Annotated in this window: 15 protein-coding genes; 7 read left to right on the top strand and 8 right to left on the bottom strand. The window is 62.4% G+C overall.

Annotated features, from left to right (window positions below; translation table 11 throughout):
- Positions 1 to 180: 180 nt before the first annotated feature.
- From NKH06_RS14570 to NKH06_RS14560, 3 genes are read right to left on the bottom strand one after another with little or no spacing between them, the layout of a single operon-like run.
- A complete protein-coding gene (locus tag NKH06_RS14570; RefSeq protein ID WP_023812014.1) occupies positions 181 to 714 on the bottom strand; it encodes a response regulator transcription factor in 534 nt (177 codons plus the stop codon).
- On the bottom strand, positions 704 to 1,984 hold the full coding sequence (locus tag NKH06_RS14565) for an ATP-binding protein (RefSeq protein WP_352893322.1): 1,281 nt from the start codon (positions 1,982 to 1,984) through the stop codon (positions 704 to 706). Before NKH06_RS14565 ends, NKH06_RS14570 begins: the two co-directional genes overlap by 11 nt.
- 38 nt (positions 1,985 to 2,022) lie before the next feature.
- Complete coding sequence (locus tag NKH06_RS14560; protein WP_164780145.1) at positions 2,023 to 3,318, bottom strand: MFS transporter; 1,296 nt, start codon at positions 3,316 to 3,318, stop codon at positions 2,023 to 2,025.
- Between the two features lie 184 nt (positions 3,319 to 3,502).
- On the opposite strand from NKH06_RS14560, the gene cyoA reads away from it, so the two are divergent.
- The 7 genes from cyoA (at position 3,503) to mazG (ending at position 10,921) form a co-directional block, all read left to right on the top strand.
- Entirely contained in the window at positions 3,503 to 4,672 is a 1,170-nt protein-coding gene (gene cyoA, locus NKH06_RS14555) for a ubiquinol oxidase subunit II (RefSeq protein WP_352893320.1), read from the top strand.
- 15 nt (positions 4,673 to 4,687) lie between these two features.
- Positions 4,688 to 6,700 carry a cytochrome o ubiquinol oxidase subunit I gene (gene cyoB / locus NKH06_RS14550; protein WP_352441529.1) on the top strand — a complete coding sequence of 671 codons (2,013 nt, stop codon included), beginning with the start codon at positions 4,688 to 4,690 and terminating at the stop codon, positions 6,698 to 6,700.
- Between the two features lie 5 nt (positions 6,701 to 6,705).
- Complete coding sequence (gene cyoC / locus NKH06_RS14545) at positions 6,706 to 7,332, top strand: cytochrome o ubiquinol oxidase subunit III (protein WP_023812019.1); 627 nt, start codon at positions 6,706 to 6,708, stop codon at positions 7,330 to 7,332.
- Complete coding sequence (cyoD, locus tag NKH06_RS14540; RefSeq protein WP_128304458.1) at positions 7,329 to 7,709, top strand: cytochrome o ubiquinol oxidase subunit IV; 381 nt, start codon at positions 7,329 to 7,331, stop codon at positions 7,707 to 7,709. Before cyoC ends, cyoD begins: the two co-directional genes overlap by 4 nt.
- A 96-nt stretch (positions 7,710 to 7,805) precedes the next feature.
- Complete coding sequence (locus NKH06_RS14535) at positions 7,806 to 8,513, top strand: SURF1 family protein (RefSeq protein WP_352893319.1); 708 nt, start codon at positions 7,806 to 7,808, stop codon at positions 8,511 to 8,513.
- 258 nt (positions 8,514 to 8,771) lie between these two features.
- Positions 8,772 to 9,956 (top strand): amino acid aminotransferase, encoded by a 1,185-nt coding sequence (locus tag NKH06_RS14530; protein WP_352441530.1) that lies wholly within the window; start codon positions 8,772 to 8,774, stop codon positions 9,954 to 9,956.
- Between the two features lie 140 nt (positions 9,957 to 10,096).
- The gene (mazG, locus tag NKH06_RS14525) at positions 10,097 to 10,921 is read left to right on the top strand and encodes a nucleoside triphosphate pyrophosphohydrolase (protein ID WP_023812023.1); all 825 of its coding nucleotides are present in this window, start codon (positions 10,097 to 10,099) and stop codon (positions 10,919 to 10,921) included.
- Positions 10,922 to 10,927: 6 nt separating this feature from the next.
- Here mazG and hflX read toward each other — a convergent pair whose 3' ends face one another.
- From hflX to NKH06_RS14500, 5 genes are all read right to left on the bottom strand, one after another.
- Entirely contained in the window at positions 10,928 to 12,319 is a 1,392-nt protein-coding gene (hflX, locus tag NKH06_RS14520; protein WP_023812024.1) for a GTPase HflX, read from the bottom strand.
- Positions 12,320 to 12,565: an RNA chaperone Hfq gene (gene hfq, locus NKH06_RS14515; RefSeq protein ID WP_006202172.1), complete on the bottom strand. Its 246-nt coding sequence runs from the start codon at positions 12,563 to 12,565 to the stop codon at positions 12,320 to 12,322.
- Between the two features lie 145 nt (positions 12,566 to 12,710).
- Positions 12,711 to 13,574: a D-amino-acid transaminase gene (locus tag NKH06_RS14510; protein ID WP_023812025.1), complete on the bottom strand. Its 864-nt coding sequence runs from the start codon at positions 13,572 to 13,574 to the stop codon at positions 12,711 to 12,713.
- A 99-nt stretch (positions 13,575 to 13,673) separates the two neighbouring features.
- The gene (gene ntrX / locus NKH06_RS14505; RefSeq protein WP_023812026.1) at positions 13,674 to 15,035 is read right to left on the bottom strand and encodes a nitrogen assimilation response regulator NtrX; all 1,362 of its coding nucleotides are present in this window, start codon (positions 15,033 to 15,035) and stop codon (positions 13,674 to 13,676) included.
- Positions 15,025 to 17,310: a sensor histidine kinase NtrY-like gene (locus NKH06_RS14500; protein ID WP_023812027.1), complete on the bottom strand. Its 2,286-nt coding sequence runs from the start codon at positions 17,308 to 17,310 to the stop codon at positions 15,025 to 15,027. The genes ntrX and NKH06_RS14500 overlap by 11 nt, the downstream gene beginning before the upstream one ends.
- Positions 17,311 to 17,419: the final 109 nt, after the last annotated feature.

Here is a 17,419-nt window from a genome sequence, read left to right as displayed (position 1 = left end):
TTTCCCTTTGAGGACATCGTTCGCCTCTACCCTCGCCTCGCAGCATCGAGCGGCTATCCCTGGAACCGCATGATGAAGCCGAGAAATACAAGCTCCCGGAATCGTTATGCGGGTGATTCCCATCGGTGCATCGACGGCAGGGTGGGCCCAATGTGGCGACTGGAATGCAGTAGATCGTGCCTACTTCACACGCCTCTTCTCCAGCTTCCTCGCCAGCGTCCGGCGGTGCATGCCCAACCGTCGTGCTGTCTCGGAAATGTTGAAGTCGGCCTCCACCAGCATTTCGTGGATGCGCTCCCATTCGAGGTTCTTTATCGAGGTTGGTCGCTCGGCGAGCGGCACCGAAGCATTGCCCTCGACCTGGCCGAAAGCGGCTTCAATGTCGTCGGTGTTGGCGGGCTTGGCAAGATACTGGCAGGCGCCGAGCTTGATCGCCTCGACAGCGGTGGCGATGCTTGCAAAGCCGGTCAACACGACGATCCGCATTTCAGGATCGTGCTCATGCAGCGCCCTGACGCATTCCAGGCCCGAGCCGCTGGCAAGCTTGAGATCGACGACGGCATATTGGAAGGCAACGGTGCCGATCAGCGCATGCACGCCGTCGACGCTCCGGCAGCTATGCGTTTCGTAGTCACGCCGTTCGAAAGACCGGCGCAGTGCGTTGGCAAAGGCGATGTCGTCCTCGACGATCAACAGCGTGCGTTTAGTCGGCATTGTGCCCTCGCGGAGACAGAGCAGCCAGCGGCAGATGCAACGTAACCGAAGCTCCCCCCTCGGTTCTATTTCTTACGGTGACGCTACCCCCCAGCTTGCGGATGACATTGACGACCAGAAACAGGCCGAGCCCGCTACCTGGCCGGTTTTTGGTCGACGTATAGGGCTTGCCGAATTCAGCAAGCATGGCTTCTTCAAATCCCGGTCCCGCGTCGACAACTTCGACGATAAGATCGTCAGCGTGGCGGCTGACGATCAACCCGACCCATAGAGGCGACGCTTCAAGTGCGTTGTCCAGTACATTGAACATCACCTGTTTGAGCGCAGGATCGGAGACGATCTCCTGGTTGGCGCCGAAACGCCTGGTGTATTCGAAACCTTGCGGCAGCCGTGTCGATTTCCATTCGGCCACCAGCTCCGCCAGGAAGGTGTCGATGGAGGTGCGAACCGTGCCTTCGCCGCGCAATTCGCCCGACGACATCAGGATTCCCGAAACGATCTTCTTGCAACGGTCCAACTGGCCCTGCATCTCCCGGATTTCCTGCGCCAGATCCGGATCGGCCTCGAGAGCCGGCATGCGCTGCCAGTCGTTGAGGATGACCGAAAGCGTGGCCAGCGGCGTGCCGAGCTCATGCGCGGCGCCAGAGGCGAGCAGGCCCATCCTGACGATGTGAGCCTCCTCCGCCGACTGCTGGCGCAAATCCGCAAGATGGGCGTCGCGGGTGCGAATGTTGTTCTGGACCCTGGTGATGAACAGCACCAGAAGCGTTGCCGCCAGGACGAAACAGATGAACATGCCTTGGATGTGCAAGCTGAACAGCCCGGCACCGTGTGCGGCGGGCAGGCTGATCTCACGGTAGAAAGTGGTCAGCGCGATGAAGCACGTGCTTGCAATGAGAACAAGGGCCCAGACCGACCATGTCTCCAGCAGCACCGCGCCCAGGATGACCTGGAGCAGGTAAAGCGAAATGAAGGGATTGGACGCGCCGCCGCTCAGGTAAAGCTGGACCGTCAACGCGGTGACGTCGAGCAGCAGCCCAAGAAACAGCTCGGTGTTGGTGATCGCGTCCTGGCTGCTGTGCCGGCGCAGGCTGGCGACATTGAGAGCGATCAGCAGCAGGATCACCACCGCCATCGGCACCAGCGGCAGGCCGATGCCAAGCGCGTAGCGGACGAACAGGATCGTCACGATCTGACCACCGACCGCGATCCAGCGCAGTTGGATCAGAAGCAGGAAATTCTGTTTGTTGGTCTTGTCGTGCAGAGTCATTGGGCCGGGAGGTCCCCAGCCCTGGCCAAGCAGGTCACTCAAGCGGGCGTCCGATCCAGGCGCTGGTTGAGCCTCAGCGCCAGCAACGTGCACAGCGCTCCCGACAACAGATAGGCGCCTGACGAGATCAGCCCGAAATGGGCGGACAGGAACAGGGCGACTATGGGGGCGAAGCCGGCGCCGAACAGCCAGGCGAGGTCCGAGGTCAGCGCAGCACCTGTATAGCGGTAGGTCTTTGAAAAGTTCGAGGCGAGTGCTCCTGAAGACTGGCCGAACGACAGGCCGAGCAGGACGAAGCCCAATACCATGAAGACGGACTCTCCGACGAAGCCGCCATCGAGCAGCTGTGGCGCGAAACCGCTGAAAACGGCGATGGCCACCGCCGAGCCTCCTAGCAAGGGCCAGCGCCCAACCCGGTCGGCGACGAAGCCCGAGATCGCGATTGCCGCCAGGCCGAAGAAGGCTCCGATCGTCTCGATGACCAGGAACCGGGCCGGTCCCTCGCGCGTGAACAGGAAAATCCAGGACAGAGGAAACACCGTCACCATGTGGAACAGGGCGAAGCTCGCCAGCGGCGCGAAGGCGCCGAGCACGACAGTGCGCCCTTCGGCGCGCAACGTCTCGCGGACGGAAGTCGGCTCCAGTTCCTGGCCTTCGAACAGTTTGGTGTATTCCGGCGTCACCACGATGCGCAGCCGTGCGAACAGGGCGACGACATTGATAGCGAAGGCGACGAAGAACGGGTAGCGCCAACCCCAGCTGAAGAAGTCTTCGGCCGACAGGTTGCCGACGAAATATGCAAACAGGGCGCTGGCAACGATGAGCCCGAGTGGTGCGCCCAGCTGCGGGATCATCGCATACCAGCCGCGGCGCTTTTCGGGCGCATTCAACGCCAGCAGCGAGGCAAGTCCATCCCATGTCCCGCCCAGCGCCAGTCCCTGACCGATCCGGAACATGGCCAGCAGCCAGGCCGAAGCCGGGCCGATCTGGTCGTAGCCGGGCACGAAGGCGATCGACACGGTCGAGGTCCCCAGCAGGAACAGCGCGATGGTGAGCTTGGCGCTGCGTCCGTAGGCGCGGTCGAGCGCGGTGAAGATCGCCGTCCCGATCGGCCGCGCGATGAAGGCAAGCGCGAAGATGGCGAAGGAGTAGAGCGTGCCGGTCAACGGGTCGGCATAAGGAAATACGAGCTTCGGAAAAACGATGACGGAAGCGATCGCGTAGACGAAGAAGTCGAAGAATTCCGACGTCCTGCCGATGATGACGCCAACGGCGATTTCGCCGGGCTTCACCTCATGATGCCGCGCGTTGATCCGTCTTGCGTCGGCTTCCATCTTCGAAGTTGGGCTCACAGCATTCTCCGTCGCCCCGCCGCGGTGTCATACGATCGCTTGCCATGTGCGCGGGCCAGATGCTTTGATGACGCCTGCCGCGTCATTGCGGCATTGGACAAATTGTCCAATGCCTTCATTGCCGCGGTGCGGCTAGCACTGGGGGGAACAACCGACAGGTCATACATTGAGCCGTCTCCGTACCCTTTTCCTGCTGCCCCTGCTGGCATCGCTCGGCTCCTGCAGCATGGTCGTCATGAACCCTGCCGGCGACGTCGCCGCGCAGCAGCGCGACCTGCTGATGGTGTCCACGGCACTGATGCTGATCGTCATCATACCGGTGATGGCTCTCACCATATTCTTTGCCTGGCGATACCGCCAGTCCAACCGCGAGGCGCGCTACGAGCCGGATTGGGACCACTCGACCCATCTCGAGCTCGTCATTTGGGCTGTGCCGCTTCTGATCATCATCTGCCTGGGCGCGGTGACGTGGATGGGGACGCATCTGCTCGACCCCTATCGGCCGATCGGACGTGTATCGGCCGGCAAGCCGCTGCCGCCGGACGTGCGCCCGCTTGAGGTCGAAGTCGTCGCGCTCGACTGGAAATGGCTGTTCATCTATCCGGAGTACGGCGTCGCCATGGTCAACGAACTGGCTGCGCCGGTCGACCGGCCGATCAGCTTTCGCATCACCTCCGCATCGGTGATGAACTCCTTCTACATTCCAGCACTGGCCGGCCAGATCTATGCGATGCCGGGTATGGAAACCAGGCTGCACGCCGTCATAAACAAGTCCGGCGACTATGAAGGGTTCTCCGCCAACTACAGCGGCGCCGGCTTCTCGGGAATGCGCTTCGCGTTCCACGGCCTAGACGATGCCGGTTTCCAGGCATGGATCGCGAAGGCAAAGGACGGCGGCGGCAAGCTCGACCGAAACGGCTATCTGGAGCTCGAACAGCCCAGCGAGAACCAACCCGTGCGCCACTATGCGGCGGTGGATGCCGATCTCTACAAGGCGATCCTCAACATGTGCGTCGAGCCCGGCAAGATGTGCATGAGCGAGATGTCGCAGATCGATGCCAAGGGCGGGCTGGGAATGGCCGGCATCCGCAACACCCTGCCGCTGCTGTATGACAAGTTCGCCCGGCGCGGCACGATATTCGGCCCTGCCCCATTCTATGTCGCCAGCATATGCACGACCGAAGAAGCACTGGCCGCTTCGAAGGCTGATCAATCCGCCACGCCGATGACCTCGACGCCGATAGTCGGCGCTGGTCTGCAACGGCCACCGCCCCTGTCGATCCGACTGCCGTCACCTTCCGCAACCGGCACGCTTCGGTCGCCCTTCAACTCCTGAGGCGCCACGCAAGACATGTTCGACAATCCTGCTCTTCTCAAGGCGATCTTCGGCCGGCTCACGCTCGAGTCGCTGCCGCTGCACGAACCCATCGTGGTCGCGACCTTCGTAGTCGTCGCGCTGGGCGGCATCGCCCTCGTCGGCGCGCTGACCTATTTCAAGCTCTGGGGCTATCTGTGGCGCGAATGGTTCACCAGCGTCGACCACAAGCGCATCGGTGTGATGTACATGGTGCTCGGAATCGTCATGCTGCTGCGCGGCTTCAGCGACGCCATCATGATGCGGCTCCAGCAGGCGATGGCCTTCGGCGGTTCGGAAGGCTACCTCAATTCGCATCACTACGACCAGATCTTCACCGCGCACGGCGTGATCATGATCTTCTTCGTGGCGATGCCGCTGGTGACGGGCCTGATGAATTTCGTCGTCCCGCTGCAGATCGGCGCGCGCGACGTGTCGTTTCCGTTCCTCAACAATTTCAGCTTCTGGATGACGGTCGGCGGCGCGGTCATCGTCATGATGTCGCTGTTCGTCGGCGAATTTGCCCGCACCGGCTGGCTTGCCTATCCGCCGCTGTCGGGTATCGGCTACAGTCCCGATGTCGGTGTCGATTATTATATCTGGGCCCTGCAAGTGGCGGGCGTCGGCACGCTGCTGTCGGGCGTGAACCTGGTCTGCACCATCGTCAAGATGCGCGCGCCAGGCATGACCATGATGAGAATGCCGATCTTCACCTGGACCGCGCTCTGCACCAATGTGCTCATCGTCGCCGCCTTCCCGGTGCTGACGGCGGTGCTGGCCCTGCTGGCTCTCGACCGCTATGTCGGCACCAACTTCTTCACGAACGACTTCGGCGGCAATCCGATGATGTACGTGAACCTGATCTGGATCTGGGGCCACCCCGAGGTCTACATCCTGATCCTGCCGGCCTTCGGCATATTCTCCGAAGTGACCTCGGCCTTCTGCGGCAAGCGGCTCTTCGGCTACACATCGATGGTCTACGCAACCATCGTCATCACCATCCTGTCCTACCTGGTCTGGCTGCATCACTTCTTCACCATGGGATCGGGAGCGAGCGTCAACTCGTTCTTCGGCATCACAACGATGATCATTTCGATCCCGACAGGCGCCAAGATATTCAACTGGCTGTTCACCATGTACCGCGGCCGCATCCGCTTCGAACTGCCGATGATGTGGACCGTCGCCTTCATGCTGACCTTCGTGGTCGGCGGCATGACCGGCGTGCTGCTCGCGGTTCCGCCGGCCGACTTCGTGCTCCACAACAGCCTGTTCCTGGTCGCGCATTTCCACAACGTCATTATCGGCGGCGTGCTGTTCGGCCTGTTTGCCGGCATCAGCTACTGGTTCCCCAAGGCATTCGGCTTCCGGCTCGATCCGTTCTGGGGGAAGATGTCCTTCTGGTTCTGGGTGGTAGGCTTCTGGTTCGCCTTCATGCCGCTCTACATCCTTGGCCTGATGGGCGTTACGCGCCGGCTGCGCACCTTTGAGGATCCCTCGCTGCAGATCTGGTTCATCATCGCCGCCTTCGGCGCCTTCCTGATCCTGCTTGGCATCCTGTCCTTCCTCATCCAGATATTCGTCAGCGTGCGCCGGCGCGAGCAGCTTCGCGACGATACCGGCGATCCGTGGGACGGGCGTACGCTCGAATGGGCGACGTCCTCGCCGCCGCCGGCCTACAATTTCGCCTTCACGCCGGTCGTCCACGATCTCGACGCCTGGACGGACATGAAGAATCGCGGCTACCAGCGTCCGTTGACGGGCTTCCGCGACATCCACATGCCGCGCAACACCGGAGCCGGCGTCGTCCTGGCCGGGTTGAGCGTGGTGCTTGCCATGGCGCTCATCTGGTACATTTGGTGGCTGGCGATCGTCAGCTTCGTCGCCCTGATCGGCTACGCCATCGCGCATACTTTCAACTGCGACCGGGACTTCCACATTCCGTCCAGTGACGTCACCCGCGTCGAGGACGAGCGGACACGCCTGCTCGCAGCCACCAGCCAGGCGGGATAAGCACCATGGCACACGCCGACACGGTGATCGACGACACGGTCTTCCACCTGGAAGACGACCACGGCCATGCCGAGAGCGGCAGCAGCACCATGCTCGGCTTCTGGATCTATCTGATGAGCGACTGCCTCATCTTCGCGATGCTGTTCGCGGTCTACGGCGTGCTCGGTGGCAATTACGCGGCCGGACCCGCGCCGAAGGACCTGTTCGATCTTCCGCTGGTCGCGCTGAACACCACCATGCTGCTCCTGTCCTCCATCACTTACGGCTTCGCGATGCTGGAGATGGCGAAGGGACGGGTGAAACCCATGCAGGTGTGGCTGGTGATCACTGGCCTGTTCGGTCTCGCCTTTCTCAGCATCGAACTCTACGAATTCGCCCATTTCATCCACGAGGGGGCGACGCCGCAGCGCAGCGGCTTCCTGTCGTCGTTCTTCACGCTGGTCGGAACGCACGGCCTGCACGTCACCTTCGGCCTGATCTGGCTGGTGGTGCTGATGGTGCAGGTCTCCAGGCACGGGCTGATCGCCGCGAACCAGCGGCGCCTGATGTGCCTGAGCATGTTCTGGCACTTCCTCGACGTCATCTGGATCGGCGTCTTCACTTTCGTTTATCTGATGGGAATGTTGCGATGAGCGCCGGCCACCACACAGACACCAGCGACCAGAGCCACGCGCATCACGGCGTCGATCACGGCTCGCTGCGCGGCTATCTGACAGGCTTCGGCCTGTCGGTCGTGCTGACCGCCATTCCCTTCTGGCTGGTCATGACCAACGCGCTCGGCAATCAGATGGCGTCGGCGATTGCCATCATGGCCTTCGCCGTCGTGCAAATCATCGTCCACATGGTGTTCTTTCTGCATATGAACACCAGGTCGGAGAACGGCTGGACCATGATGGCCCTGATCTTCACCCTCATCCTGGTGGTGATCGCGCTGACGGGCTCACTCTGGGTCATGTACCATCTGAACGTCAACATGATGCCCGGCCATGACATGAGTCAGATACCCTGAGAGAGGGACCTGGCTTTGGACGAACAGGCACGGACGACACCGCATTCGAATACAGGCGACGGCCAAAGGGTTACGCGTTCACCATGGACGCTGTTGGTGCTTTGCCTTTGCGGGGCCATCGGCATCACCGGCCTTTCGGCGCTTGGTGTCTGGCAGCTGGAGCGCCGCGTCTGGAAACTCGACCTGATCGAGCGTGTCGACCAGCGTCTCAAGGCAGTACCTGTGGCCGCCCCGGCGCCTTCGGCCTGGCCAGCGATCAACACCAGGGATGACGAGTATCGCCGCCTCGTCGTTCCAGGCCGGTTTCTCGGTGATCGCGAGACCCTGGTCCAGGCGGTCACCGATCTCGGCGGTGGCTTCTGGGTAATGGCGCCGTTCCGAGCGGATGATGGCTTCACGATTCTGGTGAACAGGGGCTTCGTGCCGACGGACAAGCGCGATCCGGCAACCCGCCTCGCAGGCAAGCCCTCGGGCGATCACACCGGAATTCACGGCCTGCTGCGCATCAGCGAACCGAAAGGCGGCTTCCTGCGTACCAACGATCCGGCCGCCAACCGCTGGTATTCGCGCGATGTGCAGGCGATCGCCACGACGCAAGGCCTCGGGCAGGTCGCTCCTTATTTCATCGATGCCGATGCCACGCCCAATCCGGGAGGGTGGCCGGTCGGCGGCTTGACGGTGGTTTCGTTCCACAACAACCATCTGGCCTATGCCCTGACATGGTTCGGGCTGGCCTTGATGGTGCTGAGCGCGGTCGCCTATCTGTTGCGGCAGGCTGTGAAAGACAGGCACGGTGGGGGCTGACCACTGGCCGTGGCAAAGCCGAAATTTGCGCACAGAAGCGCTCATGCCGACGCGGACGATGGCGTGGTGGCGCTGTTAATGCCGGCTGGTCATTTTCCCACGCGCATCAATGGGTTCCGCATCAAACCCCGTCCACATCACAGGAGCGTGCAGAGCAGGCTTCCCAGCACCCCCGTCTAGGGCTGGATCACCCAGCTAAAACCGCTGGCGAAACGTGACCGATTTGCGTATCACTCCGCCGCCATTGGAGCCGTATCGATGTTTGAAGCCCTGCAGCCCGCCCCCGCCGACAAGATCCTGGCCCTGATCGGCCTTTATCGCGCCGATCCGCGCCCCGACAAGGTCGACCTCGGCGTCGGCGTCTACAAGGATCGCGACGGCAAGACGCCGGTCATGCGCGCCGTGCGCGAAGCCGAAAAGCGGCTATTGGAGGGTCAGGACACCAAGACCTATCTCGGCCTTGCCGGCGATACCGGCTTCAACACAGTGATGGCCAGGCTCGCCTTCGGTCCAGGCGCTGACATGACACGCATCCGCGCCGCACAGGCGCCCGGCGGTTCCGGCGCGCTGCGGCTGGTGGCGGAACTGCTGAAGCGGACGCGCTCGGATGCAACCATCTGGCTATCGGATCCGACTTGGCCGAACCACATGCCGGTGATGCGCGCCGCCGGCCTGCAGATCCGCGAGTACCCCTATTTCGATGCCGCCTCGGGCGCCGTTCGTTTCGACGACATGCTGGTGGCCCTGCGGACCGCAAAGAGCGGCGACGCCGTGTTGCTGCATGGCTGCTGCCACAACCCGACCGGCGCCAATCTGGATGCGGCACAGTGGGCAGCCGTTACCGATCTGGTCGTCGAGCGCGAGCTGCTGCCCTTCGTCGACATCGCTTATCAGGGCTTTGGCGATGGCCTCGAGGCCGATGCCCTCGGCTTGCGCCTGCTGGCGGCGAAAGTTCCGGAGATGGTGGTGGCGTCGAGCTGCTCGAAGAATTTTGCTGTCTACCGCGACCGCGTCGGCGCGGCGATGATCCTGGCCAGGGACGGCGCACAGGCGGATGTGGCGATGAGCCAGATGCTGTCGGCGGCGCGCGCCATGTATTCGATGCCGCCGGACCATGGTGCGGCGGTCGTGCGCATCGTGCTCGAAGACGCCACCTTGCGCGCCGACTGGGAAGCCGAGCTCGAAGAGATGCGGCTGCGCATGCTCAGGCTTCGGGTGCAATTCGCCGAAGCGTTGCGCCGGCAGTCCAATTCCGACCGCTTCGACTTCGTCGCCAGCCATCGCGGCATGTTCTCCCGCCTTGGCCTCACGGAAGCACAGGTCGAGCGGTTGCGTGCCGAGCACGGCATTTACATGGTCGGCGACAGCCGCATCAATGTCGCCGGCCTGCCCGAGGATGGCATGGACGAACTCGCCAAGGCGATCGTTTCGGTTCTTGATTGACGCGGCTCATCTGTGGACAAGGCTCCCGCGCCGGCTGACAGCGTTGGCCGCGCGGCCGGTCGCGGGATAGCATCCGATAGACTGTTTTGACGCAATTCCGGACAGAAAACCGTTTCACACTTTTCCTGGAATAGCTCTAGATGACGCCATCGAAAGACATTTCGCGCCTGATCGAGATCATGGCGGCGCTGCGGGCGCCGAAGACTGGCTGCCCCTGGGACATCGAACAGGATTTCTCGACCATTGCGCCCTATACGATCGAGGAAGCCTATGAGGTGGCGGACGCCATCGCGCGCGGCGACCTCGACGATCTGCGCGACGAGCTCGGCGATCTTCTGCTGCAGGTCGTCTACCACGCGCAAATGGCCGAGGAAGCCGGTGAATTCGCCTTCTCTGACGTGGTGCAAGCCATCACGACGAAGATGATCCGCCGCCATCCGCATGTCTTCGGTGACGAGAAAGCCCGCAGCGCCGGCATGGCCAAGGGCATGTGGGAAAAGATCAAGGCCGAAGAGAAGGCTGAGAAGCGAAGCGCTCGCCTCGCCCGCGGTCTCGATCCCGAAGACAACGGCAAGGGGTTTTTGGACAGCGTGCCGGTCGCCCTGCCCGCGCTGACCCGGGCACTGAAACTTCAGGAGAAAGCCGCCCGCGTCGGCTTCGACTGGAGCGAGGCAGCGCCCATCCTCGACAAGATCGAGGAAGAGATCGGCGAGTTGCGCGAGGCACTGGCCAAAGGCGACACCGCCTCGATCAAAGACGAGTTCGGCGACATGCTGTTTGCCGTCGTCAATCTCGGCCGTCATCTCAAGCTCGATTCCGAAGCAGCGCTGAGCGGCACCAACGAAAAATTCCGCTCGCGTTTCCATTATGTCGAACAGGCACTGGGAAAAGCCGGCAACACGCTGGACAAGGCTGATCTGGCCGAGATGGAAGCGCTCTGGCAGGAAGCAAAGACCGCGAAGTAAGTTACATTAGCCGTTGTTTTTACGACGCAATCTGCTTTCGATCTCTTCGCGGGCGCTTTGCGTGGCCTTGAGCGAGATGGTGGCGCTGCCGTCATCATTGTCGCTTCGCGAAACGACATCGCCATTGCGGTAAAGCCAGTCGACAAGGCCGAACTGTGCCGGCTCGATCGTCACGGTGAGGTCTTCGAGTTCGCCCGCCATCCGCGTTTCGATGATCGCCTTCAGCGCATCGATGCCCTCGCCGGTCACCGCCGACACCGCGATCGGCGGCGCCTTGTTGGCATCGGCGCCGTCGGCAAGCAGCCGGGTCCGGTTGCCTTCGTCGAGCCGGTCGATCTTGTTCCACACTTCGATCACCCGCTTGGCGTCGCCGGCGTCAACACCGAGGTCGGCCAGGATACGCTCGACATCTTCGGCCTGGGCGGCCGTGTCCGGATCCGAAATGTCGCGCAGATGAAGCACGAGATCGGCCTCGACTACCTCTTCCAGGGTGGCGCGGAAAGCCGCGATCAGATGCGTCGGCAGGTCCGAGATGAAACCGACAGTGTCGGAGAGAATGATCGGCGTGCCATGTGGCAGGCGCACGCGGCGCAGCGTCGGATCGAGCGTAGCGAACAGCATGTCCTGCGCCAGCACGTCTGCTCCGGTCAGCCGGTTGAACAGCGTCGACTTGCCGGCGTTGGTATAGCCGACGATCGCCACCACCGGGAACGGCACCTTCCTGCGCTTGGCGCGGTGCAGGTCGCGCGTGCGCCGCACCGTTTCCAGCTCCTGCTTCAGCTTGATGATCTTTTCCTGCAACTGCCGCCGGTCGGATTCGATCTGCGTTTCGCCGGGGCCCCCGAGAAAGCCGGCGCCACCGCGCTGGCGCTCCAGATGGGTCCAACTGCGCACGAGGCGGCCCTTCTGGTAGTTGAGATGGGCGAGCTCGACCTGCAGCGTGCCTTCCTTGGTGCGCGCGCGCTCGCCGAAGATCTCGAGGATCAGCCCGGTGCGGTCCAGCACCTTGGCGTTCAGCTCCTTCTCCAGATTGCGTTGCTGCACCGGGGTCAGCGGATGGTCGACGACGACCACCTCCGCGTGTCCCTCTTTGACGATTTCGGCGAATTCGGCGACCTTGCCGCTGCCGAGCAACGTCGCCGGGCGCGGATCGTTGATGGTAACCACCGCAGTGTGGACCAGGTCGAGGTTGATGGCGCGGGCAAGGCCAACTGCCTCGTCATGACGAGCATCAGCCGAACGCATCAACCGAGGACGGTTGGTCTCGTCGTCGTTGCGCTGGTGGCGGGTAAGGACGGGCACAATGACAACGGCCCGGGTCGGGCCCTTGGCTTCCGTCCCGGGATGATGTGTTGGTTTTCCGCGAACGGTGGCGTCCGCGTCTTTCTCACGTGCCAATCAGGCGCCCTGGCTTTCCTCGCCATCGAACATCTGAACCGGCTGGCTCGGCATGATCGTGGAAATGGCGTGCTTGTAGACGAGCTGGGAGTGACCGTCGCGGCGCAGCAGGACACAGAAATTGTCGAACGAAGTGACCACGCCGGTCAGCTTCACGCCGTTGATGAGGAAGATGGTGAGCGGGTTCTTGCTCTTGCGAACTGAATTCAGGAACAGGTCCTGAAGGTTTTGCGATCGTTCCGCCATTGTTCTTGTCTTTCGCCGATCCCCTTCGGTTTGCAAGCCAATGCGCCAAATTAACGGGCGCATGTCAAGCTCGCAAACACCGTCTTGTCGTCAGTAACGACAAGCAGAACGAGATATATTGATGTTCATTCCACCTGTGCGGTTATCAGGCTGGACTTTTTTCCGCAATGTCAAAAAAGGCCTGCCGCAAGGAAAGTGTTATTGAGCCGGGGTGCCCGTTGGCGACCGTATCGCCGTCGATGCTCACCACCGGCATGGCGATTGTCGTTGCGGAGCTGATGAACGCCTCGCGTGCCGCCTTGGCCTCGGCGACGGAAAAGCCGCGCTCCTCGATCTTCAGGCCAAGCTTGGCCGCCACTTCGAACATGGTCGTGCGGGTGATGCCGCGCAAGATGCCGTGCTCGGCCGGCCTGGTGACCAGGACGCCGTCCCGGGTGACGATCCAGGCATTGGACGAGCCGCCTTCTTTTACGTTGCCTTCATCGTCGACGAACCAGGCTTCCTGCGCACCGGCTTCCTTGGCCTTCTGCTTGGCCAATACATTGGGCAGCAGCCCGACGGTCTTGATGTCGACGCGGTCCCAGCGGTTCTCCGGCACGGTGATGACCGCGATGCCGGTCTCGGCTCGCTTCGCTCCAGCCGCTGCGTCGGCCTTCCTGGCGGTGACTACCAGGGCCGGCTTCGTGTCGGCGGAAGGGAAGGCGAAGTCGCGGCTGGCCACGCCGCGCGTCACCTGCACGTAGACCAGGCCATTGGCGACCTGGTTGCGATTGACCACCTCGCGCAGAATGAGTGGCAGCACGCGGGAGGTGACCGGCCAGGCGATCGACAATTCGGTCAGCGAGCGGTTCAGCCGGGACAGATGGCGCGGCATGTCGACGATGAAACCACGCGCCACCTCGCAGACCTCATAGACACCGTCGGCGAACTGATAGCCACGGTCCTCGATATGGACGGCGGCATCGGCGTGCGTGACATAGCGCCCGTTGACATAGGCAATGCGCGGCATGGGCAACCTCTAGATATTCTCGGGGCTTTCTTATGCGATTCCACCGCCGCCGTAACCGGCAAATGCTCGGCCCGGGCGCGGCGGCTGGATATGTCGCGCTCAGACGCCCAGCGACTTCAGCTTGCGATGCAGAGCGGAGCGCTCCATGCCGATGAACTCGGCGGTCTTCGAGATGTTGCCGCCGAACCGGTTGATCTGGGCGATCAGGTAATCCTTCTCGAACTGCTCACGCGCTTCGCGCAACGGCAGCGCCATGATGTGCTGGTCGGATTGATTCGGCGTGCGCGGCATGACATCGCCGATCTCGGCCGGCAACAGGTCGGCGGTGATCGGCGCATCGACGTCGTCGCCGCGCGCAAGGATCATCAGGCGCTCGACATTGTTGCGCAGCTGGCGAACGTTGCCCGGCCAGTTGTGCGCCTGCAGCACGGCCAGCGCGTCGTCGCCGATGCGGCGCGGCTTGATGCCGGCCTGGCGGGCGATCTGCTTCATGAAATTATCGACGAGGTAGGGAATATCCTCGCGCCGCTCGGCCAATCCCGGCACGATGACCGGAACCACCGCGAGGCGATGGTAAAGATCCTCGCGAAAACGCCCGTCGGCAATCATCGCTTCGAGGTTCTGCGAGGTCGAGGAGATGATGCGGACATCGACCTTGACCCGCTTGGTTCCCCCTACCCGCTCGAACTGCTGCTCGACCAGCACGCGCAGGATCTTGTTCTGCGTCTCGCGCGGCATGTCGGCCACCTCGTCGATGTAGAGGATACCGCGATGGGCCTCCTCCAGCGCCCCGACCTTGCGCTCGACGCCATTCGATTCGGTGCCGAACAGCTCGATCTCCATGCGCTCGGGCGTGATGTTGGCGGCGCTCAGCGTCACGAAAGGTGCGCTCTTGCGCGCCGACAGCGTGTGGATGGCGCGCGCGGCCAGTTCCTTGCCCGAGCCAGACGGTCCGATGATCATCACGCGGCTGTTGGTCGGCGCGACGCGTTCGATCGTCTGGCGCAACTGGCTCATCGCCGACGACATGCCGATCAGATCGAAGGTTTCGCCGCTGCGCAGCTTGAGGTCGGAAACCTCGCGCCGCAATTTCGAGGTCTCCAGCGCACGCTCGGCAATAAGGATCAGCCTGTCGGCCTTGAACGGCTTTTCGATGAAGTCATAGGCGCCGCGACGGATGGCGGAGACCGCCGTTTCGATGTTGCCGTGGCCGGAAATCATCACCACCGGCAAGGTCGGATGCATGGTCTTGATCTCGTCGAGCAGCGCCAGCCCGTCCAGGCGCGAGCCCTGCAGCCAGATATCGAGGAAAATCAGCCGCGGCGCGCGATCAGCTATAGCAGCGAGCGCGCTGTCGGCATCGAATGCCGTGCGGGTTTCGTGACCTTCGTCGCTCAGTATGCCCGCGACGAGTTCACGGATGTCTTCCTCGTCATCGACGATGAGAATATCAGACGCCATTACCGACCTTTTCAGTTTCTCTTTCGTTTTCCGCCCTGCTTTCGCCGCGCGGAGCCGTTGCGGCCGCAGGCGGCAGGATGATGCTGATCATCGCGCCGCGCCCATCGTGGAAGTCCGCTGGAGCATCGTGTAGTTCCAGCCTGCCGCCATGGTCCTCCACGATCTTCTTGACGATAGCGAGGCCAAGTCCGGTGCCCTTCTCGCGTGTGGTCATGTAGGGCTCGAGCAGCCGTTGGCGATTCTCGCGCGGCAGGCCTTTGCCATTGTCGATGACGTCGATTCGAATCGCACCATTCTGGCGCCCGGCTTGAATCCGGATTATGCCGTGCGAACCGTCCTTCTGTTCCAATCCGTCGATGGCCTCGGCGGCGTTCTTGATCACATTGCCGAAAGCCTGCGCCATCAAGCGGCTGTCGAAAGTGCCCTTTAGCGGCTCCGTGCCGAAAATCCGCTCGAAAGTGATGTCGGCGCGGCTGACCTCGACCAGGAACGAGGCCTCACGCAGCGATTCGCGCAGATCTATCGCCTTCATCTCGGGCTTTGGCATGCGCGCGAACGCCGAGAATTCGTCCACCATACGGCCGATATCCTCAACCTGACGGATGATGGTGTCGGTGCATTGGTCGAAAACCTCGCGGTCCTCGGTAATCACCTTGCCGTAACGGCGCTTGATACGTTCGGCCGAGAGCTGGATCGGCGTCAGCGGGTTCTTGATCTCGTGGGCGATACGCCGCGCCACGTCCGCCCAGGCCGACGAGCGCTGCGCCTGAACCAGGTCGGTGATGTCGTCGACCGTCACCACATAGGATTTTTCCTCCGAGCCGTCGTCGCCGGCCTCGATCGTGATCTGCACGTTGAAGGTCCGCTCGGCACCGGCGCGGTAAAAGGTCACCTGCTCACGATAGACGGGTTTGCCGGACTTGCGGCCGATCTCGAAGACGCGGCCGACATGCGGCAGCACGGCGGAAAGATTCTGCCCAAGGGCTGCGCTGGCCGAAATCGCCAGCATCGCCTCGGCCGAGCGGTTGACGATGGTGACGATGCCGTAGGGATCGACGCCGATGACGCCGGCGGTAACGCCGGCAAGCACGGCTTCCGAGAAGCGGCGCCTCTCATCGATCAGGTCCTTGGCGGACAGGATCTCATTGCGCTGCGATTTCAGTTCGAGAAGCATCTTGTTGAACGTATCGCCGAGCGACGCGACATCGCCGTCCGAAGGCCTGACGGGAACCGCGACGTCGAGATTGCCGGTCGCGACCTCGTCGGCGGCGCCGATGAGCTGGCGAATGGGCCGCACCAGACGGTCGGCGACCGCAATGCCGGTCCAGATCGCGGACAGGATAATGATGAGCGTCAACGACAGATAGGGCAGCGCGAAGGCCACCTGAGAGGTACGGCGGTTATCTTCCAGCCCCCGATATTCGTCGGTGTTGGACCTGACGATCTGCCTTGCCTTGATCACTTCGGGGTCGACGAGCCGAATGGTGTAGAGGTAGAGTCCTTCGATCTCCCGCAGCTTGACGATGGCACCCATGATGTTGCGCGTTTTCGGTTCGATCAGCACCGGCTTGCCGTCGGTAGCGCTGGCCACCGCGCCTTCCGGCGGCTCGGGCATGGCGAAATCCGTATCGGTCTTGGCGCTCATGACGAAAGAGCCGTCCGGCTTGATCAGCGCCGCATGGGCCAGCGAACGGCCCACGGCTTCCTTGTTCATCAGGTCGAGAAAGCCGGTACGATCAAGGCCGTAGAGCGTGCGCGACGCATCGAGATCATAGGCCATGGACAGCGTCGTGCCCTGGAGGTTGCGGGCATTTTCCTGGACATAGGCGTCGGCGATCGACAGCGATGAATTGACGATCGTCTTGGTGCGGATCTCGAACCAGCGGTCGAGGCCGATGTCGAGCGTGATCGACGCGATGATGGCCACCATGATGGCTGGAATGGCAGCAACCAGGGCGAACATGGCGACAATGCGCACATGCAGCCGCGAAGCGGCCTTGCCATGCCGGCGCGCCATCAGGATGCGGTGCACCTCACGCCCGACCAGCGCGATAAGAAACAGGACGAAAGCCGTGTTGAGGGCAATCAACGCCAGCGTAGTCGACTCGTTCGGTGTGATCGGCGTGGCGCCAACGAGGATGGCGAACGAGATCGCCGCCGTCATCAGCGCGCCGACGACCGCGATCACGCCTGGCAGCGCAAGCAGCCGGCGCCCGTCACGAGCGCCGGGTTCGCTGAAAAGCGGTTGGTTTGTTGTCGGTGCCTGCGGAGCCATGTCGCCGTCTAGAGCCATGATTGCGTCGGATGTATGCAACGCATTGTGGCGATTATGCAACAAGTGTGACCGAGACGGAAATCTTTCGCGAGCCGATCCCCTGAAAAGA

This window comes from Mesorhizobium sp. M1342 (assembly GCF_040317955.1).
GTDB lineage: Bacteria > Pseudomonadota > Alphaproteobacteria > Rhizobiales > Rhizobiaceae > Mesorhizobium.
Note: the sequence above shows the minus strand (reverse complement) of the source record. Positions and strands in the feature narration are given on the sequence as shown.